24 protein-coding genes are annotated in these 26,086 nt (G+C 68.4%); 7 read left to right on the top strand and 17 right to left on the bottom strand.

From position 1 onward, the window contains the following. Nucleotide 1: 1 nt before the first annotated feature. From ABXG85_RS01595 to ABXG85_RS01570, 6 genes are read right to left on the bottom strand one after another with little or no spacing between them, the layout of a single operon-like run. Nucleotides 2-928 (bottom strand): sugar kinase, encoded by a 927-nt coding sequence (locus ABXG85_RS01595; RefSeq protein ID WP_353511982.1) that lies wholly within the window; start codon nt 926-928, stop codon nt 2-4. Further along, on the bottom strand, nt 921-1,955 hold the full coding sequence (locus ABXG85_RS01590) for an Ldh family oxidoreductase (RefSeq protein ID WP_353511981.1): 1,035 nt from the start codon (nt 1,953-1,955) through the stop codon (nt 921-923). The genes ABXG85_RS01595 and ABXG85_RS01590 overlap by 8 nt, the downstream gene beginning before the upstream one ends. Continuing rightward, nucleotides 1,952-2,656 (bottom strand): SDR family oxidoreductase, encoded by a 705-nt coding sequence (locus tag ABXG85_RS01585; protein WP_353511980.1) that lies wholly within the window; start codon nt 2,654-2,656, stop codon nt 1,952-1,954. The genes ABXG85_RS01590 and ABXG85_RS01585 overlap by 4 nt, the downstream gene beginning before the upstream one ends. Nucleotides 2,657-2,665: 9 nt before the next feature. Then, entirely contained in the window at nt 2,666-3,940 is a 1,275-nt protein-coding gene (locus tag ABXG85_RS01580; RefSeq protein ID WP_353511979.1) for a TRAP transporter large permease, read from the bottom strand. Nucleotides 3,941-3,943: 3 nt separating this feature from the next. Next, nucleotides 3,944-4,546: a TRAP transporter small permease gene (locus ABXG85_RS01575; RefSeq protein ID WP_353511978.1), complete on the bottom strand. Its 603-nt coding sequence runs from the start codon at nt 4,544-4,546 to the stop codon at nt 3,944-3,946. Further along, on the bottom strand, nt 4,446-5,366 hold the full coding sequence (locus ABXG85_RS01570; RefSeq protein ID WP_353511977.1) for a C4-dicarboxylate TRAP transporter substrate-binding protein: 921 nt from the start codon (nt 5,364-5,366) through the stop codon (nt 4,446-4,448). The genes ABXG85_RS01575 and ABXG85_RS01570 overlap by 101 nt, the downstream gene beginning before the upstream one ends. A gap of 132 nt (nt 5,367-5,498) precedes the next feature. Here ABXG85_RS01570 and ABXG85_RS01565 point away from each other — a divergent pair, with 132 nt between their 5' ends. Then, the gene (locus ABXG85_RS01565) at nt 5,499-6,260 is read left to right on the top strand and encodes an IclR family transcriptional regulator (protein WP_353511976.1); all 762 of its coding nucleotides are present in this window, start codon (nt 5,499-5,501) and stop codon (nt 6,258-6,260) included. Here the strand turns inward: ABXG85_RS01565 and ABXG85_RS01560 are convergent. Both ABXG85_RS01560 and fbp read right to left on the bottom strand, forming a co-directional pair. Continuing rightward, the gene (locus ABXG85_RS01560) at nt 6,238-6,852 is read right to left on the bottom strand and encodes a bifunctional 4-hydroxy-2-oxoglutarate aldolase/2-dehydro-3-deoxy-phosphogluconate aldolase (RefSeq protein WP_353511975.1); all 615 of its coding nucleotides are present in this window, start codon (nt 6,850-6,852) and stop codon (nt 6,238-6,240) included. The genes ABXG85_RS01565 and ABXG85_RS01560 overlap by 23 nt on opposite strands. Nucleotides 6,853-6,861: 9 nt before the next feature. Next, nucleotides 6,862-7,953 carry a fructose-1,6-bisphosphate aldolase/phosphatase gene (fbp, locus tag ABXG85_RS01555; protein WP_353511974.1) on the bottom strand — a complete coding sequence of 364 codons (1,092 nt, stop codon included), beginning with the start codon at nt 7,951-7,953 and terminating at the stop codon, nt 6,862-6,864. Between the two features lie 128 nt (nt 7,954-8,081). On the opposite strand from fbp, the gene ABXG85_RS01550 reads away from it, so the two are divergent. Continuing rightward, nucleotides 8,082-8,408 (top strand): winged helix-turn-helix transcriptional regulator, encoded by a 327-nt coding sequence (locus ABXG85_RS01550; protein ID WP_353511973.1) that lies wholly within the window; start codon nt 8,082-8,084, stop codon nt 8,406-8,408. On the opposite strand, the gene bfr is transcribed toward ABXG85_RS01550, so the two are convergent. The 4 genes from bfr to nadC are packed head-to-tail and all read right to left on the bottom strand — an operon-like array spanning nt 8,409 to nt 12,196. Next, nucleotides 8,409-8,885, bottom strand: a complete 477-nt coding sequence (gene bfr, locus ABXG85_RS01545; protein WP_353511972.1) for a bacterioferritin — start codon at nt 8,883-8,885, stop codon at nt 8,409-8,411. A gap of 14 nt (nt 8,886-8,899) precedes the next feature. After that, complete coding sequence (locus tag ABXG85_RS01540; RefSeq protein WP_353511971.1) at nt 8,900-10,390, bottom strand: L-aspartate oxidase; 1,491 nt, start codon at nt 10,388-10,390, stop codon at nt 8,900-8,902. Beyond that, nucleotides 10,390-11,313, bottom strand: a complete 924-nt coding sequence (nadA, locus tag ABXG85_RS01535; RefSeq protein WP_353511970.1) for a quinolinate synthase NadA — start codon at nt 11,311-11,313, stop codon at nt 10,390-10,392. Before nadA ends, ABXG85_RS01540 begins: the two co-directional genes overlap by 1 nt. A 43-nt stretch (nt 11,314-11,356) precedes the next feature. After that, nucleotides 11,357-12,196: a carboxylating nicotinate-nucleotide diphosphorylase gene (gene nadC, locus ABXG85_RS01530; RefSeq protein WP_486401633.1), complete on the bottom strand. Its 840-nt coding sequence runs from the start codon at nt 12,194-12,196 to the stop codon at nt 11,357-11,359. A 60-nt stretch (nt 12,197-12,256) separates the two neighbouring features. Between nadC and ABXG85_RS01525 the strand changes: the two genes are divergently transcribed. Both ABXG85_RS01525 and ABXG85_RS01520 read left to right on the top strand, forming a co-directional pair. Next, entirely contained in the window at nt 12,257-14,194 is a 1,938-nt protein-coding gene (locus ABXG85_RS01525) for a thioredoxin domain-containing protein (protein WP_353511968.1), read from the top strand. 105 nt (nt 14,195-14,299) lie between these two features. Continuing rightward, a complete protein-coding gene (locus ABXG85_RS01520) occupies nt 14,300-15,502 on the top strand; it encodes a thiolase family protein (protein WP_353511967.1) in 1,203 nt (400 codons plus the stop codon). Here ABXG85_RS01520 and pxpB read toward each other — a convergent pair. From pxpB to ABXG85_RS01505, 3 genes are read right to left on the bottom strand one after another with little or no spacing between them, the layout of a single operon-like run. Beyond that, on the bottom strand, nt 15,499-17,037 hold the full coding sequence (pxpB, locus tag ABXG85_RS01515; protein ID WP_353511966.1) for a 5-oxoprolinase subunit PxpB: 1,539 nt from the start codon (nt 17,035-17,037) through the stop codon (nt 15,499-15,501). The genes ABXG85_RS01520 and pxpB overlap by 4 nt on opposite strands. 4 nt (nt 17,038-17,041) lie before the next feature. Continuing rightward, entirely contained in the window at nt 17,042-19,084 is a 2,043-nt protein-coding gene (locus ABXG85_RS01510) for a DHA2 family efflux MFS transporter permease subunit (RefSeq protein ID WP_353511965.1), read from the bottom strand. After that, nucleotides 19,081-19,476, bottom strand: a complete 396-nt coding sequence (locus ABXG85_RS01505) for a MarR family winged helix-turn-helix transcriptional regulator (RefSeq protein ID WP_353511964.1) — start codon at nt 19,474-19,476, stop codon at nt 19,081-19,083. Before ABXG85_RS01505 ends, ABXG85_RS01510 begins: the two co-directional genes overlap by 4 nt. 95 nt (nt 19,477-19,571) lie before the next feature. Here ABXG85_RS01505 and ABXG85_RS01500 point away from each other — a divergent pair, with 95 nt between their 5' ends. Next, on the top strand, nt 19,572-21,110 hold the full coding sequence (locus ABXG85_RS01500) for an acyl-CoA dehydrogenase family protein (RefSeq protein ID WP_353511963.1): 1,539 nt from the start codon (nt 19,572-19,574) through the stop codon (nt 21,108-21,110). Here the strand turns inward: ABXG85_RS01500 and ABXG85_RS01495 are convergent. Together ABXG85_RS01495 and ABXG85_RS01490 are read right to left on the bottom strand one after the other, a co-directional pair. Next, nucleotides 21,107-22,762: a P-loop domain-containing protein gene (locus ABXG85_RS01495; protein WP_353511962.1), complete on the bottom strand. Its 1,656-nt coding sequence runs from the start codon at nt 22,760-22,762 to the stop codon at nt 21,107-21,109. The genes ABXG85_RS01500 and ABXG85_RS01495 overlap by 4 nt on opposite strands. 9 nt (nt 22,763-22,771) lie before the next feature. Then, the gene (locus ABXG85_RS01490; protein WP_353511961.1) at nt 22,772-24,094 is read right to left on the bottom strand and encodes an aminotransferase class III-fold pyridoxal phosphate-dependent enzyme; all 1,323 of its coding nucleotides are present in this window, start codon (nt 24,092-24,094) and stop codon (nt 22,772-22,774) included. Between the two features lie 83 nt (nt 24,095-24,177). Here ABXG85_RS01490 and ABXG85_RS01485 point away from each other — a divergent pair, with 83 nt between their 5' ends. Further along, nucleotides 24,178-25,032, top strand: coding sequence for a metal ABC transporter substrate-binding protein (locus tag ABXG85_RS01485; protein ID WP_353511960.1), 855 nt, complete (start codon nt 24,178-24,180; stop codon nt 25,030-25,032). A 7-nt stretch (nt 25,033-25,039) separates the two neighbouring features. Beyond that, on the top strand, nt 25,040-26,083 hold the full coding sequence (gene galK / locus ABXG85_RS01480; RefSeq protein ID WP_353511959.1) for a galactokinase: 1,044 nt from the start codon (nt 25,040-25,042) through the stop codon (nt 26,081-26,083). Nucleotides 26,084-26,086: the final 3 nt, after the last annotated feature.

Below are 26,086 nucleotides of genomic sequence, written 5' to 3'. Positions count from 1 at the left end.
CCTAGCGAAAAAATCGGGCGCGGCCCTCCAGAAGGGCCTCCAGATCCTCCCGGTAGGGCGCTCCCTCGTGGTCCCCCCGGCTCGCCGCCACACAGGCCCCGAGCAGGTTGGCGAGGCGCAGGCGTTCCGCCACCCCTAGGCCCAAGAGGTGCCCTGCCAGATACCCGGCGGCGAACGCGTCCCCCGCGCCCACAGGGTCCACCGCCGCCACGGGGAAGGCCTCCCCCTCCACCCGCTCCCCCGCCACCCAGGCGGTGGCCCCCGCCTTGCCCCGCTTGAGGACCACCTCCGGGGCGCCTAGCGCTTGGGCCCTTTCCCCATCCCCGAAGAGGAGCGCCGCCTCCTCGTCGCTCAGGAAGAGGAGATCCACCCAGGGGAGGGCTTCCTGCAAAAAGGCCCGCGCGGCCTCCGGCGGCCAGAGGGCCTGGCGGTAGTTCACGTCCAGGCTCACCCTTACCCCCCGCCTCTTGGCCTCCTCCATGGCCCAAAGGGCGAAGGCCCGGCAGCTGGGGGAAAGGGCTGGGGTGATGCCGCTCAGGTGAAGGAAACGCGCCCCCTCCAGATACCCCGGGTCGAAGACCCCTGGGCCGAGGGCGCTGGCCGCGGAGCCCTTTCGGTAGTAGAAGGCCCGGCCCTGCCCCAAGGGCAAAAGCTCCCTCAGGTACAACCCGGTGAAGCCCGGAACCCGGTGGAAGTGGCGCAGGTCCACCCCCTCCGCCCTGAGCCTCTCCTCCACCAAGGCCCCAAGCTCGTCCTCCCCCACCTGCCCCACGAAGCCCACCCGCACCCCGAGCCGGGCCAAGGCCACGGCCACGTTCACCTCCGCCCCGCCCACGTGGACTTCCAAAAGCCGCCTGCCCCGCAGGTGGCCAGGCTCCAGGGGTACCAGGGCCACCAAGGGCTCCCCCGCGGTCACCACCTCAGGCATCGTCCCTCCAAGGAACGCCGTAGCGCTCGCCCAAGGCCCGGAGCTCCCGCACCAGTTTCTCCGGAAGCTCGAGGCCCTCCGCCAAGGCCTTCGCCCGCCTGCGCGCCTCCAACTCCCCGGGCAGGAAGACCTCCGTGTGGCCCGGGGCGGGGGGCGTGGCCTTGAGGGCCTGCCAAAGCGCTCCCATCCGCTCCAGGAAGGCCTTCCGGCCCAGGAAGGCCTCCGGGTCCAGGGCCAAGACGAAGTGGCCCACATCCTGGGGCCGGTCCCACTCGTCGTACATGCGGCCGATGCCGTGGGCGATCCCGGCTCCCGTGAGCGCCCCGGAGAGGACCTCCACCAAAAGGGCCAGGGCGTACCCCTTGGGGCCCCCCAGGGGCCTTAAGGCGTACACCCGCTCGGGGTCCTCCGTGGGCTGGCCCTCCCGGTCCACCGCCCAGCTTGGGGGGATCCTCTCCCCCCTTTCCCGGGCGAGAAAGACCTTGCCCATGGCGCTCTCCGCGGTGGCGAGGTCCACCACCAAAATCCCCTGCGGCGCGGGGGCGGCGAAGGCCAGGGGGTTGGTGCCCAAGGCCTTTTCCCGGCCGCCGAAGGGCACCACATCGGGCTCGGCGTTGGTGGTCACCATGGCCAATAACCCCTCTTGGGCCAGCCTTTCCGCATAAAGCCCCGCCATGCCGAAGTGGGTGCTCCGCCGCACCGCCACCGCCCCCAGGCCGTGGGCCCGGGCGAGGGATTGGGCCAGCTCCGCCGCCCGCAGGGCCACCCGGGGCCCGAAGCCGTGCTCCCCGTCCAAGAGGGCCACCGGGCCCCGCACCTCGGCGGGGAGGGCGGGGCTTGGGTGCACGAGGCCCGCCTCGAGGCGGCGCAGGTAGACGGGCAGGCGCAGGAGGCCGTGGCTCCCTACACCCCTGAGGTCCGCCTCCACCAGGGACCAGGCCACCGCCTGGGCGGAGGGGAGGTCAGCCCCAGCCTTTTGGAGAAGGCGTTCCGTCCAGGCCAGGAGGGACTCCGCCCGCCACCTCATAGGCTCATCCCCCCGTCCACCACAAAGGCGCCCCCCGTGGCGAAGGCGCCCTCGTCCGAGGCCAGGTAGACGGCTAGGGCCGCGATCTCCTCGGGCCGGCCTAACCGCTTGAGGAGCTGCCGCTCGGCGAAGGCCTTAAGCCCCTCCTCCCCCCCTGCCCGCTCCCGGAGGGAGGGCGTGTCCACGGTCCCCGGGCAGATGGCGTTCACCCGCACCCCATAGGGGGCAAACTCCAAGGCCGCCGCCTTGGTCATGGCCACCACCGCCGCCTTGGTGGCGGCGTACACGAAGCGTTGGGGCACCATTTTGAAGGCGGCCACCGAGGCGATGTTGATCACGCTCCCCCCGCCCTGGGCCGCCATCTTGGGAAGCGCCGCCTGCATGACCCAGAAGACGCTTTTGGCATTGAGGAGGAAGGCCTCGTCCCAGTCCTCGTCCGTGGCCTCCGCAATCCCCCCCACGGGCACCACGCCCTGGGCGTTCACCAGGACGTCCAACCGCTCCATGCCCTGGATAAGGGCGAAGACCGCCTCCTTGTCCCGGGCATCCAGCCGCACCGCGGGCACCACCCCCGCAAGCTTTTCCGGGTGCAGCGTGGCCCCGAGGACCTCGGCCCCTTCCCTTTGGAAAGCCTCGGCGATGGCCCGGCCAATGCCTTGCCCCGCCGCAATGACAAGCGCCCGTTTCCCTTTAAGCCGCATGCTTCACCCCTAGAAGAGGAGCCGGGGCAGGAAAAGGACCACCCCGGGGAAGAAAAAGGCCAAAAGGAGCACCAAGAGCGTGGCCACCAAGAAGGGCCATCCCTCCCGCACGTACTCCCCCAGGCCGCAGCCCATGACCGAGCAGACGGAGTACATGGAAAGCCCCACGGGTGGGGTGAGGAGCCCCACGGCGCAGGTGAGGACCATGAGCACGCCGAAGTAGACCAGGTCGATCCCCAAGGCCTTGGCCGCGGGGACCAGGATGGGGGTGAGGAGGATGATCATCACCGTGGAGTCCAGGATGGTACCGAGGAGGAGCAGGGCGAGGAGGATGAGGAGGAGGGCCACCTGGGGGTTTTGTACGGCCTCGAGGAGGAACCCGGAAACCTTCTGGGGGAACATCTCCCACTTCATCCCGTACCCCAGCACCGCGGCCATGCTGATGAGGAGGGCCACCATGCCCACGTCCCGCACGGAGTGCTCCAGGGCGCGCCGCACCCGCTGCCAGGAGAGCTCCCGGTAGATAAACCCCACCAAGAGGGCGTAGACCACCGCAGCCGCCCCCACCTCCGAGGGGACGAAGACGCCGAAGCGGAGGGTCGCCAGGAGCAAGAAGGGAAAGAGCACGGCAAAGAAACTCTCCCTCAACGCTTGGAAAAGCTCCCGGGCCGTGGGCGGGCTGGGGTTTTCGGGCAGGTACCCCCTTCGCCGGGCCAGGAGGGCCACGGTGAGCATGTAGGCCAGGGCCATGAGGATCCCCACCCCGATGCCCCCAGCGAAGAGCTGGCCGATGGACACCTGCCCGATGCTCCCGTAGAGGATGAGGCCGATGCTCGGGGGAATCGCCACGGCGAGGAGGCCGGAAAACCCTTGCAGCGCCGCGATGAAGCCCCTGGGATACCCCTTCCGCGCCATCTCGGGCCCCAGGAGCCTGGTCTGCATGGTGGCATCAGCGATGGCCGAGCCGGAGACCCCGCCCATGAGGAACCCTAAGAGCACGCTCACCTGGGCCAAGCCGCCCCGCAAAAAGCCCGTAAGGGTATGGGCGAACTGGAGGAGCCTACGGGTCACGCCTAGCTCGTTCATGAGGTTGCTGGCCAGGATGAAGGTGGGGATGGCCAAGAGGGAAAAGTTCTGGGTTTCCGCCAAGGCCAGCTGCACGGGCATGATGAGCTGGAGCTCCGGCTGGGTGAGGAAGAAGACCAGCCCTCCGATCCCAATGGCGAAGACCACGGGCATCCCCAGAAGGACCAGGCCCAAGAAGACCAGAAAGCTCAAGAGCATGCCTTACCCCTTAAGGATGCGCCGAACCCGCTCCAAGGCGGTGGTGAACATGAGAAAGCTTCCCAGGCTCACGCTCAGGGTAACCCAGGCGTAGCTAAAACCTGGTACCCCTTGGAAGCTACGGAAGCGGGTCTGATAGGCCGCCACAAGGCTATAGGCAAAGAGGGTTAGCAAGAACACGGCCACGAGGGCCCAGGTTGCCAGTTGAACCCACCGGCGCGCCTTGGGAGGGAACAAACGTGCTAGATTGTCCACCGCCACGTGCCGATTTTCCCTAAGTGCTAGATCTGCCCCCAAGAAAACCGCCCAAGCGAAGGAGAAGGTGGCCAGGTCCATGGACCAGTCCAGAGGATGCCCCAAGAACCGCCCTACCCCCCCCGCGAACACAACAAGGGCAGAAGCAGCAAGGAAGATAACGGCCAAGCCCTCTTCCCAACGAAGGATCCGTTCCCGCAAGGTCCCCTCCTGACTCGGGGAAGGCCCCGGAGATACCGGGGCCTTCCCCTTAGCGCCGCAAAGCCTGGTACAAGGCGTCCCGGATGCTCTTAAGTCCAAGGCGCTCGTAAGCGGTTTCCGCCGCCCGTCGGAAGGCCGCCAGGTCGACATCGCTCACGATGGTCATGCCCCGTTGCTGGATAAGGGATTTGATCCGCTCCTCCTCCGCGGCGATGCGCTGGGAGGTTTCCCGGCCTGCCCGCACACACTCCTCCCGGAGGATCTGCCGGTAATTGGCCGGTAGCCGTCGGTACCAGGCCTCCCCCACCACCTCGAAGTTGATGAGGAGGAAGTGCTTGGTCTCGTTCACGTAACGCAGCACCTCCCAAAGGCTCATGTCGGGGATGTTGGCGTAAACGAGCTCGGCGCCGTCGATGGCCCGCTGCTGCAAGGCGGAGTAGATTTCTCCGAAAGGCAAGGCCACGGGGGTGGCTCCCAGAGCCCGCACCGATTCCTGCCAAACGGGCGCTGGCGGCGTGCGAATGCGCAAGCCGCGGAGGTCCTCGGGTCGGCGTACGGGTCTATTGGTCATAAAATGCCGGTACCCCTGGACCCAGTTAAAGCAGAGGACGCGGATGCCATACTGCTGGGCAAGGCGCTCAACCCAGCCCTGGACCACGGGCAGGTTAATCAGGCGCTCAACGGTGGCGTAGTCCTCCACAAAGTAAGGGCCGTTGAACACCCCAAGTTCCTTCACGTAGTTGCCCAGCCGAGCCCCGTCGGTGTTTTGACCCACCGGCACCCCTTGCCGCAGCTGCTCGATGATGTCTTCCTCTACCCCTAGTTGGGCGCTATGGAAGACCAGGATCCGCAGGTCCCCCTTGGTCCGCTCTGCCACCCGTTCCGCCCAAGCCTGAAGGCCAGCATGGTAGGGATGGTTGGGCCCCAGGACGTGGTTAAAGCGAAGGGTGTACGTCTGTCCCCAAACCAAGCCTAGTGCCAAAACCGCCCCTACAACCCCTATACGCTTCATCGCCGCTCACCGCCTTTCCTTTTCGTCCCACTATATACTACCTACTCCCACATATTGTCAATATCCCTCCTGCTCCCATATAATGGAAATATGCGGCGGGAAACCCTGGAGGAAACGGAGGGTGCCCAGACCCTTCTCCGCGGCTTGTGGCTCATGGAGCGAGTGGCCGAGGGGGTGCACGACCTAAAAAGCCTCGCCGAAACCTTAGGGCTTAGCCGAAGCACGGCCCACCGGATCCTCAGCGCCCTTAGCCGGGCAGGCTACCTGCGCCACGAGCCGCGAAAAGGCTACTTTCTTGGGCCCAAGCTGATCCGCTTGGGGTTTAAGGCCTACGGCCAGTTACACCTTCCCGCCCTGGCCCGCCCCCACCTCGAGGCCCTCCGGGACACCACGAAGGAGACGGTGCACCTGGCCGTTTTGGAGGGTCGGGAAGTTGTCTATATCGATAAGGTCCCAGGCAAGCGCGAGCTTGTTTTGGCTAGCCAAATCGGCAGCCGCTTCCCCGCCCAGTCCACAGCCTTGGGCAAGGCCATCTTGGCCTTCCTTCCTGAAGAGCGATGGCGAGAGGCCTTCACCCCTGGCCTGAAACGCACCCCCAGGACGGTAACGGACTATCAAGCCTTTCGCGAGGAGCTACGCCTTACCCGGGCCCGGGGATACGCCTTAGACCTAGAGGAAAACGAACCCGGAGTGCGATGCGTGGCCGCTCCCATCCTCAATGGCCAAGGGGAGCCTGTGGCGGCGGTAAGCGTTTCCACCGCCTCCGTCTACCTGGACGAGCACCGCATCCCCGAGGTGGCCGAGGCAGTCCAGGACACAGCCCGGCGCGTCAGCCGTGAGCTTGGGGCCTGAGGATACCCTTGGCCGTGCGGATACGCGCGCGGATCTGATCCATCTGCCCCGTTAGGAGCCAGCTTCCCCCGACGGCCAAAAGGTTGGGCAAGGGAGCATAAAGGGGAAGGTGCTCTTCCTGGATCCCTCCCGTGGGAAGGAAGCGTACCTCCGGGAAAACCTCGGCGTAGGCCCTAAGCACCTGAGCGCCCCGAAAAGGCTCTGCGGGAAAGAACTTGAGGGCGAAAAGGCCAAGCTCCAAAGCCCTTTCCACCTCCGTGGGGGTGAGGACGCCGGGAAAGTAGGGCACACCTTCCTCTTGGGCTAACCGGGCCACCTCCTCCTTTAGACCCGGCGAAACCAAAAACCGCGCGCCCGCGGCCAAGGCCGCCTCTGCCTCCTTCGGGCTACGAACCGTGCCCGCGCCGAGGAATAAGCCTCTATCCCGCAACGCCTTGAGCGCCTCGAGCCCTTGGGGCGTACGAAGGGTAATCTCCAAAACCTCGACCCCTTCTTCCCGCAACACCCGGGCTAAGCCCCAAAGGTCCTCACCGCCCCGCACGGTGAGAAGGGGCAGGAGACGGGCCTTCGCTAAAGCCTCGAGGACCTCCACGCCCTTATGCTACGTGAACTCCTGGGCTAGCTCCTTCAGCCGCTCCGCAATCCCCGTATACTCCAGCTCCTCCATAGGGAGCATGGCAGGGCCGTAGAAGCCCTGGCGGCGCATCTCCTGGGCCTTCTCTACCACCTTGGCCCGCACCGCATCCCACACGGGGTCGGCAAAGAGGTCCACGGGTTCGGAAAACCTCCCTTCCTTGAGGGAAAAAGCGAGGCCGCAGACCATGGGGACGCAGAAAAAGCTGGAAGCCTGGGTGTTGGCCTTCACCGGCATCAGGGGCATATGGTGGCTTCCCCGGGTGTCCCCGGCCACGAAGGGGGCCAGGGCGAAGGGCGGACCGAACTCCTCCGTGGCGGGGAAGATCTTCTGGGTGCGGATGAGGGCCACCGGGTCGTCCTTGCCCACGTAGCGGCCCGCAATGTTCCTTAGCCGGGTGGTGCTCACCACCGCGGCGATCTCCCCGTGCTTGCGGGACCAGATGGACTCGAGGGCGAAGCGGTGGGAGTCGCGAAGCAGGGTGGCGATATCGTAAAGCCGCTCGGGGGCGTCCAGGGTGATGTAGCTGTCCCGCTCCGTCTGGGCCAGGTCCATGATGCGAAAGCGAAAGCCTGGCCTCAGGTCGGGCGAAAGGAGGAGGCCCGAGGCGTACATGGGATCGGCGAAGGCCAGGTACAGGGGGAGGTTAAAGGCCCCGGGCTCGGTTTTGTCCGCCGCCAAAACCAAAAAGGGCTCGGCGGGCCGCTCCTCAAAGGTCATCTCCGCCACCTGGGGGCCTAGGCCGTGGAGGTTGCCGGTGAAGGCGTCCTTCAAGAGGTCCTGACCCGCCCCGTAAAGCCCCTCCTCCTTGGCCACCGCCGTTCCCTCCTGAAAGGCCCGCCAGGCAAGGCCGTGCACCTCGGGGTGGCGGGGGCCCTGGGTGTGGCTCATGAGGAGGACGATGTCGTCGCCGATGTGGAAGACGTAGGCGTCTAGGAGCAGGCGGCCTACCGCCTCCCGCCCCACCGCCTCCACCTTGGCGAGCACCCGGCGGCTTGGCAAGGTGTGCCCGCCCACGGAGCCGATATCCGCTTTGAGCACGGAAAGCGTGATCTCCATACCCACCTCCTTTTCCTTCCATGCTTCCACAAGGAACCCGGGGAAGGCAAGGTGGGCAAGCAAAATCCGCGCCATACGCGTGGAAACAGGGAAATCCGTGGCCCCAGGCCCCGTGGTACAATGGTCCCATGGCCGAGCACGAGGCGGCCTTCTGCCCGGTCTACGCGGCCCTTAACCTCCTTCAGGAGAAGTGGACCTTGCACATCGTCCGCGCCCTCCTCGAGGGCCCTAAGGGCTTCAATGAGCTTTCCCGGGCCATCGGTGGCGTGAACCCCGCCACGCTTTCCCAGCGCTTAGAGCATCTGGTTTCCCTGGGCCTGGTGGAGAAGCGGGTGGAGTCCCACATGCCCCCCAGGACCCGCTACAGCCTCACCGAGGCGGGCCGGGAATTGGAGGCGGTTATCGCCGCCATCGATCGATGGGCCCGCAAGAACCTGAAGGCGCCCGTGGCCTAGTTACTCCGCCTCCCCCGCCAGGTACTGCAGGTAGTTGGCGAGGCCCATCTGTTCCTTGAGCTCCCGTTGCGTCTCCAGCCAGTCCACGTGGGCCTCCTCGTCCTTGAGGATTTCCGCCACCAGGTCCCGGGTGCCGTTGTCCCCCAGGGACTGGGCCAGGTTCATGGTTTCGTTGTAGCCCTTCACCGCCATCAACTCCCCCTCGTAGTCGCGGAAGAGGATCTCCTCCACGCTCTTGCCGATGCGGATCTCCCCAATGCGGCTCACCTCGGGGAAACCTTCCAAGAAGAGGATCCGCTCGATGTGCCTCTCCGCATGGCGCATCTCGGTGATGGCGTGGGCCTTCAGGTGGCGGGCCAGGGCCTTGAAGCCCCAGTTCTCCGCCATCTCCGCATGAACCATGTACTGCAAGATGGCGGCAAGCTCCTCGGAAAGCCTGTCTTGTAGGCTCTGGATCACCTCGGGATGCCCTTTCATGGGAACCTCCTCCCCTATCTTACGCCCACGGGAACCCGGCGCACGTGGGGGCCTTGGGCCTCGAGGTGGTAGGCCTCCTCCGCCTCCTCGGGGAAGTCCTCGCGGAAGTGGGCCCCGCGGCTTTCCTGGCGCAGGAGGGCCATCCGGAGGAGGAGCCGGGCGAGGAGGGCCAGATGCCCCGCCTCCAGGGCAGGGCGGGTAGCCTTGTGGGGAGGCACCTCCTCTAGGGGCAGGGCCTCGGCAAAGGCCAGGGCCTGCCGCAAGGCCTCCCCCGAGCGCACCACCCCCGCCCGCTCCATTTGGGCCCGGAGGGCGGGAAGGTGCCGGGGGTCCAGGGCCAAGGCGGGCAGGGCCTCCGCCTTGGGGGGAAAGGCCAGGTCCTCCAAGGCCGCCAAGGCCGCCCGCTCCCCCATGACGAGCCCTTCCAAAAGGCTATTGGAGGCCAGGCGGTTCGCTCCGTGAAACCCCGTGGAGGCCACCTCCCCAGCGGCGTAGAGCCCAGGAAGGCCGGTGTAGCCCCTCAGGTCCGTCCTCACCCCGCCCATGGCGTAGTGGGCGGCGGGGGCCACGGGAAGGGGCTCCCTCGTGGGGTCAAGCCCCAGGGCCCGGGCCGAGGCCACCACGGTGGGGAAGCGGGCTTCCAAGTGGGGGATGGGCCTTAGGTCCAGGTATACCCCTCCCGAGGCCTCCCACTCCCGGTGCACCGCCCGGGCCACCACGTCCCGAGGGGCGAGCTCCAGGAGGGGGTCGTACCGCCCCATGAAGCGCTCCCCCCGGGCGTTCAGGAGGAGGGCCCCCTCCCCCCGGCAAGCCTCGGAGATGAGGGCCCCATTGGGCAGGGCGGTGGGGTGGAACTGGACGAACTCCAGGTCCCTCAGCACCCCTCCGGCGCGGAAGGCCAAGGCCATCCCGTCCCCCGTGGCCCCTTCCGGGTTGGTGGTGACGGGGAAAAGCCGCCCGAACCCCCCCGTGGCCAGGAGCACGGCCCCGGCCCGGACCTCCACCGGGCCCTGGGGGGAAAGGGCCAGGGCCCCGGCCACCCGCCCTCGGGCCAGGAGGAGGCTTGCCGCCGTATATCCCTCCAGGACGGGGCTTCGCAGGTGGGCGAGGAGCCCCTGGAGGAGGAGGAGGCCGCTTCGGTCCCCGCCCAGGTGGCGCACCCGGGGCCGGGAGTGCCCCCCTTCCCGGGTGGGCTCGGGGTGGAAGGGAAGGCCCAAGGCCTTAAGCCGTTCCAGGTGGCGGGGAGCTTCCGCCAGGATGGAACGGGCCACGGCCTCCTCCACCAGGCCCCGCCCGGCCCGCAGGGTGTCCTGGAGGTGGGCCTCCAGGTCCTCCTCGTCCAGGGGGAAGGCCACCCCTCCCTGGGCCCAGGGGGTGGAGCCGGAGGGCATGGGGTCCTTGGCCAGGAGGAGGACTTTGGCGCCCCGGGCCTCCACCGCCAGGGCGGCGTACACCCCCGCCACCCCGGCTCCTAGGACCAGGAGGTCCGCAAAGAGGCGCTCCATTACCCCACCGCCACCATGGCCTCGAGGGCCCGCCGCGCCCGCTTCGCCACCTCCTCGGGCACCCGCACCACGGGGCGCATCTCCTTGAGGGACAGGTAAATCTTCTCCAGGGTAATCCGCTTCATGTACGGGCACACGGCGTCGGGCTTCACCGGGAAGAAGGTCTTGCCCGGGGCCTCTTTGGCCAGGCGGTGCAGAATGCCTACCTCCGTGGCCACCACGAAGGTCTGGGCCGGCGCCTCCTTGGCGTAGCGCACCATGCCCTCGGTGGAGAGCATCTTGGCATCGGGTTTGAGGTAAAGGCAGCCCGTGCCGCAGCCGCACTCGGGGTGGATCAGGAACTCCGCCTCGGGGTGGGTTTCCAAAAGCGCCTTAAGGTGCTCCTCCCGGATCCCGGCGTGCACGTGGCACTCCCCGGGGAAGAGGTCCAGGTTCCGCCCGGTCACCCGGGCCACGTGGGCCCCTAAGAACATGTCGGGAACGAAGAAGATGGGCCGGTCCTGGGGAAGCCGGGCCACCACCTCCACGGCGTTGGCGCTGGTGACGCACACGTCCGCCAGGGCCTTGATCTCGGCCCGGGTGTTCACGTAGGCCACCACCAGACCCTCGGGGTGCTTCGCCTTCCAGGCCAGGACGTCCTCGGGCTGGATGCTGTCCGCCAGGGAGCAGCCCGCCTCGAGGTCAGGGAGGAGCACGGTCTTCTCGGGGTTTAGGATGGCGGCGGTTTCCGCCATGAAGTGCACCCCGGCGAAGACGATGACCTTGGCCTGGGTGCGGGCGGCCTCCCGGGCCAGGCCCAGGGAGTCTCCCACGAAGTCCGCCACCTCCTGCACCTCGGGCAGTTGGTAGGAGTGGGCCAGGATCACCGCTTCCCGCTCTGCCTTGAGCCTTTGGATTTCCTGAGTAAGCGCTTCCTTTTCCATGGTCTGGGGAAAGGCGTGGGCCATTCCTGCCCCCATGGTAGCGCTATGGCCGCACCACCAGGAGGGAAAGGTCCAAGGCCTTAGCGGAGTGGGTGAGGGCCCCCACGCTCACGTAGTCCACCCCCGCCTCCGCCGCCATGCGGGCCCTTTCCAGGGTCATGTTGCCGCTCGCCTCCAGGGGCACCCGGCCCCCTACCCGGCGCACCGCCTCGAGCAGGGCCTCCGGGGGGAAGTTGTCCAGGAGGATTAGGTCCGCCCCCGCCGCTAAGGCCTCCTCCAGCTCGGCGAGGCTCGTCACCTCCACCTCCACCTTGAGGTAGTGGGGCGCCTGCGCCTTGGCGCGGCGCACCGCCTCTCGTACCCCGCCCGCCGCCCGGATGTGGTTTTCCTTGAGGAGGATGCCATCGAAGAGCCCGAAGCGGTGGTTCCTCCCCCCGCCCACCCGCACCGCATACTTCTCGAGGTCCCTTAGCCCCGGGGTAGTCTTACGGGTGTCCAGGACCTGGGCCTTGGTGCCCTGGAGCGCCTCCACGTAGGCCCGGGTGAGGGTGGCGATGCCGGAAAGCCGCTGCAGGAGGTTGAGGGCGAGCCGCTCTCCCGCCAGGATCCCCCGCAGGGGGCCCTCGAGGCGGGCCACCTCCACCCCAAAGGCCACGGGACTCCCCTCCGCCACCCGGGGCGTGAAGCGCACCCGGGCGTCGGCCAGGTGAAAGACCCGTTCCGCTACGGGAAGCCCGGCGATGACCCCTTCCCCCTTGCTCAGGATGACCGCCTCGCCCCAAAGGGCCTCGTCCACCACCAGGCGGCTCGTGAGATCCCCGTGGCCCAGGTCCTCGGCGAGCCAGGCCCGAAGGCGCTCGTCCCATTCCGTGGCGATACCCAACACGCCCCATTGTAAGGAAGGCCAGGGGGCGCCCTTGGCCCCGGGGCTAGGCTTAGGGGGATGGGAAACCGGCTCAAGAACGCCCTAAGCCCCTATCTCCTGGCCCACGCCCAAGACCCCGTGGACTGGCACCCCTTTGGCGAGGAAGCCTTCCGGAAGGCCCAGGCGGAGGGGAAGCCCATCTTCCTTTCCGTGGGCTATCACGCCTGCCACTGGTGCCACGTGATGCACCGGGAAAGCTTCCAAGACGCAGAGGTGGCGGCCCTCCTCAACGCCCACTTCGTCCCGGTGAAGGTGGACCGGGAGGAGCGCCCCGATGTGGACGCCGCCTATATGCGGGCCCTGGTGAGCCTCACGGGCCAGGGAGGCTGGCCCATGAGCCTGTTCCTAACCCCGGAGGGGAAACCCTTTTTCGGGGGCACCTACTTCCCCAAGGAGGACCGCATGGGCCTCCCCGGCTTCAAGCGGGTCCTCCTGGCGGTGGCGAGGGCCTGGGAGGAGAAAAAGGAGGCCCTTCTGGAGGAGGGGGAACGTTTGGCCCAGGCCCTTTGGCGAAGCCTCACCCCGCCCCCGGGCCCCGTGCCGGCGGAGGCAGAGGAGGCGGCCCTGGCCCACCTGGCCCAGGCCTTTGACCTCGAGGGGGGAGGGTTTCTCCCCGCCCCCAAGTTCCCCCAAGGCACCCTTCTCCTCTACCTCCTGGCCCGGGCCTGGGAGGGGGAGGAACGGGCTAAGACCTTCCTCCTTAGCACCCTAAGGGCCATGGCCTTGGGGGGAATCTACGACCAGGTGGGCGGGGGGTTCCACCGCTACAGCGTGGACCGCTTCTGGCGGGTACCCCACTTTGAGAAGATGCTCTACGATAATGCCCTTCTGGCCCGGGTCTACCTGGGGGCCTACAAGCTCTTCGGCGACCCCCTTTTCCTGCGGGTGGCGCGGGGAACCCTGGACTGGCTCCTGGCCATGCAGGCCAAGGAGGGGGGGTTCTACACCGCCTTGGATGCGGAAAGCGAGGGGGAGGAAGGGCGCTACTACACCTGGACTGAGGCCGAGCTCGCCGAAGCCTTGGGGGAGGACTTCCCCTTGGCCCGGCGCTACTTCGCCCTGGGGGACGACCTTGGGGGGCGCTCCGTCCTCACCGCCTGGGGGGAGGTGGAGGTGGCCAAGGAGCTTGGGGAGGCCTTCGCCCCTTGGCGGGAGCGGGTGCGGCAGAAACTCCTCGCCGCCCGCAGGCGGCGCAGGCCCCCCGCCCTGGACGACAAGGTCTTGGCGGACTGGTCCGCCCTGGCGGTGCGGGCCTTGGCCGAGGGGGGAAGGCTTCTCGGGGAGGGGCGCTATCTGGAGGCGGCCCGCAAGGGGGCCCACTTTCTCCTCCAGGTCATGCGGCAAGAGGGGCTTCTGCGCCACGCCTGGCGGGGAGGAAGCCTGGGGGAAGAAGCCTTTTTGCCGGACCAGAGCTTCGCCGCCCTGGCCCTTTTGGAGCTTTACGCCGCCACGGGGGAGTGGCCCTACCTGGCCCAAGCGCAGGGGGTGGCGGAAGCCGCCTGGACGGTCTTTGTTGGGAAAACGGCTTCCCACAAGCTTCCTCTGCCATCAGAGGAGGTGGAAGAAGCCACCTTACCCTCAGGGGAAAGCGCTTTGGCGGAAGTCTTCTTCCGGCTGGGAGCCATATTCCATGGCGACTACTGGGAACGGGCAGAGCGCCTTTTGCAAAGCCGGGCCCTTTGGCTTGGTAGGTATCCCCAGGCCTTGCCCGGGGCGCTCCTAAGCAAGCGCCTCTTAGAGAGGGGAACCGAACTGGCCTTGCCCTTGCCCTCCCCCATGGCGGAGGCAGCTAAGGAGGCCTTTTTGCCCTTGACCCAGCTGGTTCTCGGGCCTCCGGGGGCCTTGCCGGCCTTGGAGGGCCGGGAGGCGGGCAAGGCCTACGCGTGCCGGCGGGGGGTTTGTGCTTTACCTGTGGAGGACTGGGGGGAGGTGTTGCGGGCGGTGCGGGATATGTGAGAGTATTCACGATAACATTTGCTCGTGCGTTTTCTCTCCACCACATCTTGACCCCACCCCGCCCACCCGCTAAGCTACTACCGACCGTTCGGTAAGGAGGCCCCTATGCCCGAAGCCTGGATTGTAGCCGCGGTACGAAGCCCCATCGGCAAGCACGGGGGAGCCTTGAGCTCCGTCCGGCCCGACGACCTCCTGGCCCACGTCCTCTCCGCCCTCATGGCGCGCTCCGGAGTGCCCAAGGAGGAGGTGGAGGACGTCTACGCCGGCTGCGCCAACCAAGCGGGGGAGGACAACCGCAACGTGGCCCGCATGGCCCTCCTCCTGGCGGGCTTCCCCGTGGAGGTGGCGGGGTGCACCGTGAACCGCCTCTGCGGCAGCGGCCTGGAGGCCGTGGCCCAGGCGGCCCGGGCCATCTGGGCGGGGGAGGGCAAGGTGTATGTGGGCAGCGGGGTGGAGTCCATGTCCCGTGCCCCCTACGCCGTGCCCAAGCCCGAGCGCCCCTTCCCCACCGGCAACCTGGTGATGTACGACACCACCTTGGGCTGGCGCTTTATCAACCCCCGCATGCAGGCCCTCTACGGCACGGAGAGCATGGGGGAAACGGCGGAGAACCTGGCGGAGCTCTACCGGATCCCCCGGGAGGAGCAGGACCGCTTCGCCCTCCTCTCCCACCAGAAGGCGGTGCGGGCCTGGGATGAGGGGCGTTTCAGGGAGGAGGTGGTGCCCATCCCGGTGCTCCGGGGGAAGGAGGAGGCCCTGGTGGGGGTGGACGAGGGCCCTAGGCGGGACACCTCCTTGGAGAAGCTTTCAAGCCTCAGGCCCGTCTTCCGGGAGGGGGGCACGGTGACGGCGGGGAACAGCAGCCCCCTCAACGACGGGGCGGCGGCGGTGCTCCTGGTGGCGGACGACTACGCCAAGGCCCACGGCCTCAAGCCCCTGGCCCGCATCCGGAGCCTCGCCGTGGCGGGGGTGCCCCCCCGGATCATGGGCATCGGCCCGGTGCCCGCCACCCAGAAGGCCCTGGAGCGGGCGGGCTTGAGCCTGGCCGACCTGGGTCTCATCGAGCTCAACGAGGCCTTCGCCGCCCAGGCCCTGGCGGTCCTCCGGGAGTGGGGGCTTTCCCCGGAGGACCCCCGCCTGAACCCCAACGGGGGGGCCATCGCCCTGGGGCACCCCTTGGGGGCCTCGGGGGCCAGGATCCTCACCACCCTGGTCCACGAGATGCGCCGAAGGCAGGTGCCCTTCGGCCTGGCCACCATGTGCATCGGGGTGGGCCAGGGGATCGCCGTGGTGGTGGAGGCGGTTTAGGGGTCTTCCCCGCCGGGGGGCCAGGGTAAGGTTACGTGATCCTTTTCACGATGTCCAGGGCACGTGAAGACTATCTCCGCACCAGGCCACACCTGCCCCAAAAGCCAAAGGTCCTCCGGCGCCACCCGCACCGGCACAGCGTAGCCGCCCAGGCTTCCCTTGTCCGCCAAGAGGACCAGGGGCCGCCCCGAGGGGGGCACCTGGACCCCTCCCAAAGGAGTGGCCTTGGAAAGCCCCTCTCCCCCCGGAACCCCCGGGCCCAGGAGCTCCACCCCCATGCGGTCCACCCGGGCCACGCGGAAGGGGGCGGCAAGAAAGGCCCTCACCACCTCCCGGCCTGCGTCAGGGCCCGGGAGGAGGCGAAGGCGGAAGGGCTCGAGGAGGGGCCTCAAGGGAAAGGCAAGGCCAGGGCGGGCCTCGCGCACCGCCTTCAGGCCCAGCACATCCCCCGCCCTAAGGGGACGGCCCACCCGGCCCCGGAGGTCGGGGGAAACGGAGCCCAAAAAGGGGCGGGCCTCGAGGCCCCCCGCCACCGCCAGATAGGCCCGCACCCCCTTCCCCTTAGGCCGGAAGCGGAGGGCTCTGCCCTTGGGCCAAAGAAAGCTTTGCCCCGGGGGGATCTCCTCCCCATCTAAAAGGGCCACGAACCCATAGCCCGCAAGGGCCGCCACCAAGGGGCGGAGGGCAGTGAGGATCGGCCCCTTGTAGGCGAACTCCAAAAGGGGCGCCCCGGGAGGGTTTCCCACCAGGCGGTTCGCCACCCCGGCGGAATAAGGGTCCAAAGGCCCGGAGCGGGCAAGCCCCAGGTGCCCAACCCGGAACCGGCCCCCGTCCAGCAAGAGGTCCAAAAGCCCAGGCTCCTCCACCCTTAGGGCGGGAAAGCGGGGGGAAGGGGGAAGGAGGTCAAGGGGATTAGGCTCCGGGGGCGAAGGGCCCTCCGCCTCCCGAAAGCGGACCCGATCCCCCGGGGCGAGGAGGAAGGGCGCCTCCCGGTGGGGGTCGTACACCGCCACCAAGGCGGTGCCCAAGAGGTGCCACCCCCCCGGGGAGGGCAAGGGGTAAATGCCCGTTTGGGCCCCCGCCATGGCCAGGCTGTGGGCGGGGACCCGGGGCCTAGGGTGGGGACGGCGGGGCAGGCGCAGGGCCTCGTCCACGGGGGCCAGGAAGGGAAAGCCCGGGGTGAAGCCCAGGGCGTAGACCCGGTAGAGGGGAGCCTGGTGGCGCCGCTTCACCTCCTCCGGGGAAAGCCCCGTGCGCCGGACCACCTCCAGCAGGTCCTCGCCATCGTAGCGCACCGGGACCTCCACCACCCGGCCCTCCCCTGCCCCTTCCGGGGCCACGGTTCGGAGAAGCCGGAGGAGCGCCCTGCGGGAAAGCCGCTTCGGGTCATATTCCAGGTAGAGGGTGGCGTAGGCGGGCACCGCTTCCCAAAGCCCGGGAGGGGGGTTTTGCAAGAGGGCCTGGGCCAGGCCCTGGGCCAGGCGGTTGGCCTCCTCCGAAAGCCCCTCGCCGAAGACCAGGTATAGCCCCTCCACCCCTTTACTCTAGCGAGGCCTGGGGAGAGGGACGGCCCGCAAGCTCCCGGTTGGGCAGGAAGAGGACCGCCAAAAAAGCCAGGGCCACGAAACCTGCGGCGAGGAGGAAGATCTGCTTCAAGGCCGCCACGATGCCCTCCTTTAACGCCCCCTTCACCTTGGCCTCCACCGCGCCGAGCTCCGCCAATATCCTCTTCGGCACCTCCCGAAGCGCCTCCTCCTCCGCCCGCTTCAGGGCCTCCTGCACCTGGGCCTGGATGCGGGCCGCTTGCTCCTTTAGCCCCGCTTCCACCTGGGCCAGGACCCGGGGCCGCAGGGGAGGCGGGGGCGGGGAGGCCAGGAGCTCCCGGAGGGCGGGAGCCAAGGGGGAGGCGAGGAGGGCCTCCCGCGCCGCCTCGTCCCCCGCCCAGGCCCGGGCGAGGAGGTCCAGGGTCCCCCGCACCAGACCGCCCGGGAGGAGAAGCCCTTTGAGCTCCGCCGGGAGGGTGGGGTCGCGCAGGAGGGCCTCCCGTGCGGCCTCGTCCCCCGCCAGGGCCTTATCCACCTCTGCCCGAAGCCGGGCAAAACGGGCGGGCAACCCCCCAGGCTCCAAGGTCTTCTTAAAGGCCTCGGGGAGGAAGGGGTCTTGCATGAGGGCCTGGTAGGCGGCGGCATCCCCGGAAAGGGCTCGGGGAAGGAGCGCCCTTAGGCGGGCGAACTCCCGGTCCAGATCCAAGGCCATCCCCTCCCCCGCCCGGGCCAGGGCAGGGGTGCTCCCGCCGGGGAAGGCCTCCTTGAGGTGGTGGGAAAGGGTTCCCGCTAGGATCGTTCCCAATAGGGCGATGCCCATGGTGGAGCCGATCTGCCGGGTGAACTGCACCATGCTGGTGCCACTCCCCAAGCGCTCCTTGGGAAGGTCGCTCTGCGCCACGATGTTTAAAACGCTCTGCGCCGGGCCTAGCCCAAGGCCCAGGAGGAAAAAGAGAGCGATGGCCACGTAAAGGGGCGTGTCCACCGCCAAGACGAAGTGCAGGGCAAGGAAGAGGGCCAAGAGGAAGAGGGCGCTCCCCAAAAGGAGGGCCTTGTACCGCCCCAGGCGGGCCACGAGTTGCCCTCCCCCGATGCTCCCCACCATAACCCCAAGGGTGAGGGGAAGGACCGTAACCCCGCTTTGGCTGGCGGAAACCCCCTTCACCACCTGGAGGTACAGGGGCAAGAAGGCTACGGCCCCCAAAAAGGCGGGGCCGAAAAAGAAGGCGGCCAAGGCAGAAAGGGAAAAGGTGGGGATGCGGAAGACGGAGAGGTCGAAGAGGGGGTGGGCCACCTTGAGCTCGGCATAGACCCAGGCGAAAAGGCCTAAAAGCGCCCCGGCCAAAAGGCCCAGGATCACCGGGCTAGCCCAGGGGTAGGTGCTCCCGCCCCAAGAGAAGGCGAGCATGAGGGGCACGGTCCAAAGGGCGAGGAGGAAGGCTCCCAGGAAGTCAAAGGGCTCGCGGTGGGCGGGCTTCAGCCGCGGCATGTGGCGAAGGATGAACCAAAGGGCCACCGCCCCCACGGGCATGTTGATGTAAAACACCCAACGCCAGGAAAGGTGGTCCGTGAGGAGCCCGCCAAGCCAGGGCCCCACGGCGGAGGAGAGGCCGAAGATGGCCCCAAAGGCCCCTGCAATCCTTCCCCGCTGTCGGGGCGGGAAGAACACGGCGATGGTGGTGAGGGCCAAGGCGAAAAGCGCCCCGCCCCCCACCCCCTGCAGCCCGCGGAACAGGATGAGCTCCGCCATGTTCTGGGAAAGCCCGGAAAGGGCCGAGCCCAAGAGGAAGAGCCCCACCGCCCAAAGGAGGATAGCCTTGCGGGAGAAAAGCTCCGTGAGGCGGCCAAAGATGGGGGCGGACACCGTGGAGGTGAGGAGGTAGCTGGTGGTGACCCAGGCGTAGTACTCCGCTCCCTTCAGCTCGCCCACGATGCGGGGCATGGCGGTGGAAACGATGGTCTGATCCAAGGCGGCAAGGAACATCCCAAGAAAGATGCCCACCATGGTGTACCGGACTTCTTGCGGCGTGGGGTTCATGGTTCCTCCAGTTTTTCTAAAAGCCTCATAAGCTCCTGGACCTCCTCCGGGGAAAGCCGGCTAAGGCGCCTACGCAGGGCCTCCTCCATGAGGGCTTCCGCCCGGGCCAAGGCCTCTTCCCCCTTGGGGGTCAGGCGGAAGGCGAAGCGGCGGAGGTCCTTCGCGTCCAAGGCCCGGGCCACAAAGCCCGCCCGCTCCAGGCGCCGGAGCATGTGGCTCACCGTGGGCAAGGGTAGCCCCATGCGCCGGGCGGCCTCCGAGGGGTGAGGGTGGCGCTTGAGAACGCGCAAAAGCCAGGCCTCGAGGCCCCCAAGCTCCCCCAGGCCCCGCTCCGCCTCCTCGCGGAGGGCTCGCTGCAACCGCCAGATTCGGCCCAGGACCTCGAAGACCACGCGAAGACATTATTTCATCAGAAACTATTTGACTGTGAACCATGCTACCTTGACCCCCAGGAGGCCTCAGGGGTAGGGTAAGGCCGGAGGCAACCATGAAGCTCCTATACAGCCAGGGCGAGGACCACTACGCTTTAGACCCAGATTTGAAGGCAATCTTAGACACCTTTTCCCCCGGCCTGCCCCAGGAGGAGCTTTCCGCCTTCGGCCGGCTGGTGGGCGAGGAGGTCCTAGAGGTGGCCCACCACGTGGACCAGGAAGCCCACCCCCGCCTCCTGATGCACGACCTGGACGGGAACCGCATAGACCGAGCCCTCCTCTCCCCGGCGCAACGGGCGCTCCTGGAGCGGCTCCGGCCCATGGTGCGCCCCGCCTACGAGGGGCGGGGCTGGCCCCTCCACTACGCCCTGGGCTACCTCCTGGCGGACGGCGGGCTCTACTGCATCCTCACCATCACCCACCAGGTGGCCTACGCCCTCCACAAGTACGCCCCGGAGCACGAGGGGGTGAAGCGGGCGCTCCTCTACGGCCAAGCCTTCGGCGCCACCTGGATGACAGAACTCCAAGGCGGAAGCGACCTGGGGGCGAACCGCACCCTGGCCCTTAAGGAGGGGGAGGCCTACCGGCTTTACGGGGGGGACAAGTACTTCGCCTCGGGGGCGGGGCTTGCGGACTACGCCCTGGTCACCGCCCGGCCCGAAGGGGCGCCCCCTGGACCTAAAGGGCTTGCCCTGTTCCTCCTGCCGCGGGAGGTGGAGGGGAGGCTCAACTACCGGGTGCGCCGCTTCAAGGAAAAGCTCGCCACCCGGGCCGTGCCCTCGGGGGAGGTGGAGCTGGAGGGAAGCCTCGCCTACCCCATCGGGAAGCTGGAGGAGGGCATCTACTACACCCTGGAGAACCTCACGGTGAGCCGCCTGGCCAACGCCGTGGCCGCCATGGGCCTGGCCAAGAAGGCCCACCTGGAGGTCCTCTTCCGCGTGGGGCGCCGCACCGCCTTCGGGAAGAGGCTCGTGGAGCACGAGCTGGTGCAGCGGGACCTCCTGGAGCTGCGCCTCAGGCAGGTGGGGGGCACCGCCTTGGCCTTTTACGCCGTGGCCGCCTTTGACCGGGCCTGGGAGGAGCGCCCCCCCTACTCCCAGGCCTACCACCTGGCCCGCCTCCTCTCCCACCTGGCCAAGGGGCGCACGGCGGAGCACGGCACCGCCATCACCGCCTTGGCCATGGAGCTTTTCGGCGGGATCGGCTTCCTGGAGGACTACGGCGTGGCCCGCTTCCACCGGGAGGCCCTCATCACCCCCATCTGGGAGGGCCCGGCCAACATCCAGGCCCTGGACATGGCGGAGGCCATCGCCAAGAAGAAGGCCCACGAGCCCCTCCTGGAAAGGCTCAAGGCCACCCCCGTGGCCCTGGCCCATGCGGAAAGGGCCCTCAAAGGCCTGGCGGAGGAAGGCCCCTGGTACGCCAAGGAGGCCCTCAGGCGCCTGGCGGACGCCGTGGCCGTCCACGCCCTTTCCCAGGTACCCCAGGCCCCCTTCCCCGAGCTGGCCCGGCTTTACGCCCGGGTCTTCCTGGAAGGGGAGGCCCTGCCGGCAAGCGCCCGGAAGCCCGCCCTCTTCCACCCCTGGGAGGGCTAGCGCACCTCGAGCGCCCTCAGCCGGTTCACCGCCGCCCCGAGGTCCAGGGGGCGGAGGGCGGCGAGCTCGGGGGCCTCTTCCAGGAGGAAAAGGTCCTCCACCTCCAGCACCCTTTCCACCAGGTCCCTTAGGAGGGTATGGCCGTCCGCCCGGCGCAGGAGGCGCTGGAAGAAGGCGCCAATGGCCCGCACCTGGGCGTTTTCAAAGAGGTCCAGGGCGGACAGGTCCACCACCTCTTCCCCGTAGACCAGCTCCCGGAGACCCCGCCCCTTCACCCGGGCCTTCCGCCCCCGGCGGGGGTCAAAGCTTTCCGGGAGGGGCCTTCGCGCCCGCACCGCCAAGGGGTAGCGGGGCTCGCCAAAGGTGCGGCCCGTGGGGTGGGCCTGGGCGATGGCCCTGGCCTCCGTCGTGACCTCCCGGGCCCGGTACTCCTCCATGAGGATCACGGTGTCCGCAAGCTCCAGGTAGTCCCCCACGCCCCCCACCACCAACACCAGGCTCACCCCCAGGGCCTTGAAGTCCGCCACCCGGTCCAGGAGGGGGGTGAGGGTTTCCCGGCGCACCAGGGCCTGCATGCGGGCATCCCGCACCAGGAGGTTGGTGGCGGAGGTGTCCTCGTCCAGGAGAAGGAGGCGGGCGCCCAGTTCCAGGGCCTCGAGGAGGGCCGCCGCCAGGCTGGTGGACCCCGAGGCGTCCTCCGTGGAAAAGAAGCCGGTGTCCTGCCCCATGGGGAGATCGTGGACGAAGGGCCTCAGGTCCACGCCCTTCACGCTCCGGCCGTCCTCCGACTGCACCCGCTGCGCCCGGGCCTCCGTCACCACCCACTCCCGCCCGTCCCCCGGCACGTGGGGGTAGACCCCGTGGACCAGGGCCTCGAGGAGGGTGGTCTTCCCGTGGAACCCCCCGCCCGTGATGAGGGTAAGCCCCTGGGGAACGCCCATACCGAAGACCTCCCCCGCATGGGGCACCCGGAAGGCCACCTTGAGGCTCGCGGGGCTTTGGAAGGGCACCGCCCCCTTGAGGGGCCGCTGGCTCACCCCGCTTTCCCGAGGGAGCACGCTCCCCTCCCCCACAAAGGCCACCAGGCCCCGCTCGGCAAGCCTCTCTTGGATGTGGGCGAAGTCCTCCGCCTGGTGCACGTGGGATAGGAGCGCCCTTTCGTCCAGCTCCAAAAGGAAGCCCCTCAGGTGCTCGGCCAGGGCGCGGAAAAGCCGCGCCGCTTCCCGGCCCAGGATGCGCCTTCCCTGGGCGGGAAGCCCCAGGCGAAAGCGAAGGAAAAGCCCCTCCTCCCCCAGGTGGGCCCCGGCCCGCTTGAGCACCTTGGGGCTTTCCACCTCCACCCGCACCTCCCCCGAGTGGCCCATGCCCCCGATGCGGGGAAGCTCCCTAAGGCGGGCCTTGAGGCTCCGGAGGAGAAAGTCTTCCGCCGCCACCCGGCCCGCCTCCCGGGCGTAGACCCTAAGGCGGGCCAGGGCCTCCTTGGGGTAGCGCACCTCCAACACCGAGGGGCTGGCGAAGGGGTCCCCTTGCACGTGGACGAAGCGCAGGGCGAAGCCCTCCCCCAGCCACAGGCCCTTCAGGTCCTTGTAAAAGGCGTAGGGCTTTCCCTCCAGGGAGGCCAAGAAGGCGTACAGGTCCGTAAGCCGCCGCACCTCTAAAGCCTACCCCAGGACCTCCACCTCCACCCGCCGGAGGGCGCGGGAAAGGCGCTCCACCCCCTCCAACCACTCCTCCTCTTGGATGGTGAGGGGCGGGGCCACGATGAGGACGTTGTGCTTGGCCAGGACGTACACCCCCTCCTGGAAAAGAGCCTGCAAAAGCCGTTGCATGGGCGGGCTGAAGGGGGCATGCCAGGGGGAAAGGGGCTCCTTGGTCCTCCGGTCCCTCACCAGCTCGAGGCCGAAGAAGGCCCCAAGCCCCCGCACCTCCCCCACCACGGGGTGCTTTTCCGCCAGGGCCGAAAGCGCCTCCCGGAAAAGGCCCTCCAAGGCTAGGGCCCGGGCGAAGAGGCCTTCTTCCTGGTAAGCCTGCACCGCGGCAAGCCCCGCCGCCACCGCCAGGGGGTGGCCGGCGTAGGTGTGCCCCGTGGGCAAGGGGGTGTCGTCAAACTGCCGGGCCAGGCCCTCCCGCACCAGGACCCCCCCCAGGGGCACGTAGGCGGAGGTGACCCCCTTGGCGAAGGTGATGAGGTCGGGGACCACGCCGAAGCGCTGGGCGGCGAAGGCCGCCCCCACCCGGCCAAAGCCCGTCATCACCTCGTCAAAGACCAAAAGGATCCCGTGGCGCTGGCAAAGGGCCCGCACCCCCTCCAAGTACCCCTCCGGGTAGACGATGACCCCGTTGGAGCCCACCACGGGCTCCAAGAAGATGGCGGCCACCCGGCTTGGGTCCTCGTGGAGCAGGACCCGCTCCAGGTGTTCCAGGGCCCTTTGGGCCTCCTCCTTGGGGTCTTCGGTGTAAAAGGGGCTCCGGTACGGGAAGGGGGCGAAGAAGTGCACCACCCCCGGGATCCCGGGCTCCGCCGGAAAGCGGCGGTTTTCCCCGGTGAGGCTCGCCGCCCCGTGGGTGGCCCCGTGAAAGGAGCGGTAGGCGGCCAGGATCTTAAACCGCCCCGTGAGGTGGCGGACGAACTTGATGGCATCCTCGTTGGCCTCGGCCCCCGAGGGGGTGAAGAAGACCCGCGCCCCCTCCGGCCAGGGGGAAAGGCGGGAGAGCGCCTCGGCCAAAAGGGCCCGCTTGTCGTGGAAGAGGCTTGGGGCGGCGTAGGTCAGGGTGGCCGCCTGCTCGGCGATGGCCCTCACCACCTTGGGGTGGCCGTGCCCCAGGTTCACCGCCACGAGCCCGGCGGAAAGGTCCAGGTAGCGGTGGCCCTCCGCATCCCACAACCAGACCCCCTCCCCCCGGACCACCAAGGGGGGGTTCAGGGGAGCCTGGGCCACCCAAGGGGTGAGGACGTGCTTCTTGTGCAGGGCTTTGAGGTCCATTTGTGGGGATTATACCCTTCCGCCTCCGCTTTGCCCCGGATAGGGTCTTGTGTTTCTATTGATAGTGCGTTATCATTCTTGGCATGTGGCGCCTATGGCTCCTCTTCCTCTTGGTCCCCGCCCTGGCCCAGGTCCAGGTGGCGGCCACCACCCCCATCCTGGCGGACCTGGTGCGGCAGGTGGGGGGGGAGCGGGTGAGGGTGGTGGCGGTGGTGCCCCCCGGGGCCGACCCCCACACCTTTGAGCCCACCCCAAGCCTCGCCCGCACCCTGGCGCAAAGCCGCCTCCTCTTCGCCAACGGGCTCGGGCTAGAACCTTTCCTGCCCAAATTGAAGAACCTCCTCCCTAAGGAAGCCCGGGTGGTCCTTTTGGGGGAAGGGCAACCCGACCTCATCTGCGAGGAGCCCGGCCACGAAGCCCACCCGGAGGAGGCGCATGACCACGGCCCCTGCGACCCCCACCTTTGGCTGGACCCCACCTACGCCGTGCGCTACGCCGAGCGCATTTTTGCCGAGCTTTCCCGCCTGGACCCCGGGGGAAAAGCCCTCTACCAGGCCAACCTCCGCCGCTTCCAGAAGGAGGTGGACCAGCGGGACCGGGCCTTCCAGGCTTGCCGCCTCAAAGGGGTCAAGGTGGTGGTCCAACACGACGCCTTCCGCTACTTTGCCCGCCGCTATGGCCTGGTGGTGGTGGGCACCTTAAGCCAAAGCGGGGCGCAGGAGGTGGGGAGCCAAAGCTTCCTCGCCCTCTTGCAAAAGGCCAAGCAGGAAGGGGTGAAGCTTCTCTTGGCTGAGCCCCAGTTCCGCGGCACCGCCCTGAAGGCCCTGGCCGAGGCCCTGGGGGCCCGGGTGGCGGTGCTGTACACCGACACCTTGGACGCCAAGGTGCCCACCTATTTGGCCCTGCTGGACCACAACCGGAAGGCCCTTTGCCCATAATAGGGGCATGGGCTATCAAGAGGTCTTCGGCGCCCTGCCCGAGGCCAGCGCCAAGGCCCCGGGCCGGGTGAACCTGTTGGGCGAACACACGGACTACCAGGAGGGCTACGTCCTGCCCACGCCCCTCCCCTACTTCACCCAAGTGGAGGCGGGCCGGGCCGAGGGTAAGGTGGAGGCCTATAGCGAAGCGCTACGGGAGCTTCGGGCCCGGCCCCTACAAAGCGGCCCGCAAGGGGACTTCCTGGACTACCTTTTGGGCGTGGTCTGGGCCCTGCGGGAGGCGGGGCACGAGGTGCCGGGGGCGCGGTTTTTCGTGCGGAGCCAGGTGCCCATGGGGGCCGGGCTTTCCAGTTCGGCGGCCCTCGAGGTGGCGGCCCTGAAGGCCTTGCGGGCCCTTTACCGCCTGCCCCTTAGCGACCTGGAGGTGGCCTTCCTGGCCCAGAAGGCTGAGGTGGCCTACGTGGGAGTCCGGTGCGGGGTCATGGACCAGATGGCAGCGAGCCTGGGGGAGGTGGGCAAGGCGCTTTTTCTGGACACCAAGACCCTGGCCTACGAGAACCTACCCCTCCCCCCGGGAAGCCGGGTGGTGGTCCTGGACCTGGGGCTGAAACGCCGCCTGGCGGAGGCCGGGTACAACGCGCGCCGCCAGGAAGCGGAGGAGGCGGCCAGGCGGCTGGGGGTGGCCTCCTTGCGCCAGGTGCAGGACCTCTGCCTGGTGGAAAGCCTCCCCGCCCCCCTGGACAGGAGGGCCCGGCACATCGTGAGCGAGAACCTGCGGGTGCTCCGGGGGGTGGAGGCGCTTAGGCGGGGGGATGCTCGGGCCTTCGGCGAACTGATGACCCAAAGCCACCGCTCCCTCTCCCGGGACTACGAGGTGAGCCTTCCCGAGCTGGACGCCCTGGTGGAGGCGGCCCTGGAGACGGGGGCGTACGGGGCCAAGCTCACGGGGGCGGGCTTTGGCGGGGCGGTGGTGGCCCTGGTGCCGGAAACGGTCCTAGAAGGCTTTCATAAGGCCCTCCTGGAACGCTTTCCCGGGCTTCGGCTCCTCTAGGAG

The sequence above is a fragment of the Thermus sp. LT1-2-5 genome (assembly GCF_040363165.1).
GTDB lineage: Bacteria > Deinococcota > Deinococci > Deinococcales > Thermaceae > Thermus.
Note: the sequence above shows the minus strand (reverse complement) of the source record. Positions and strands in the feature narration are given on the sequence as shown.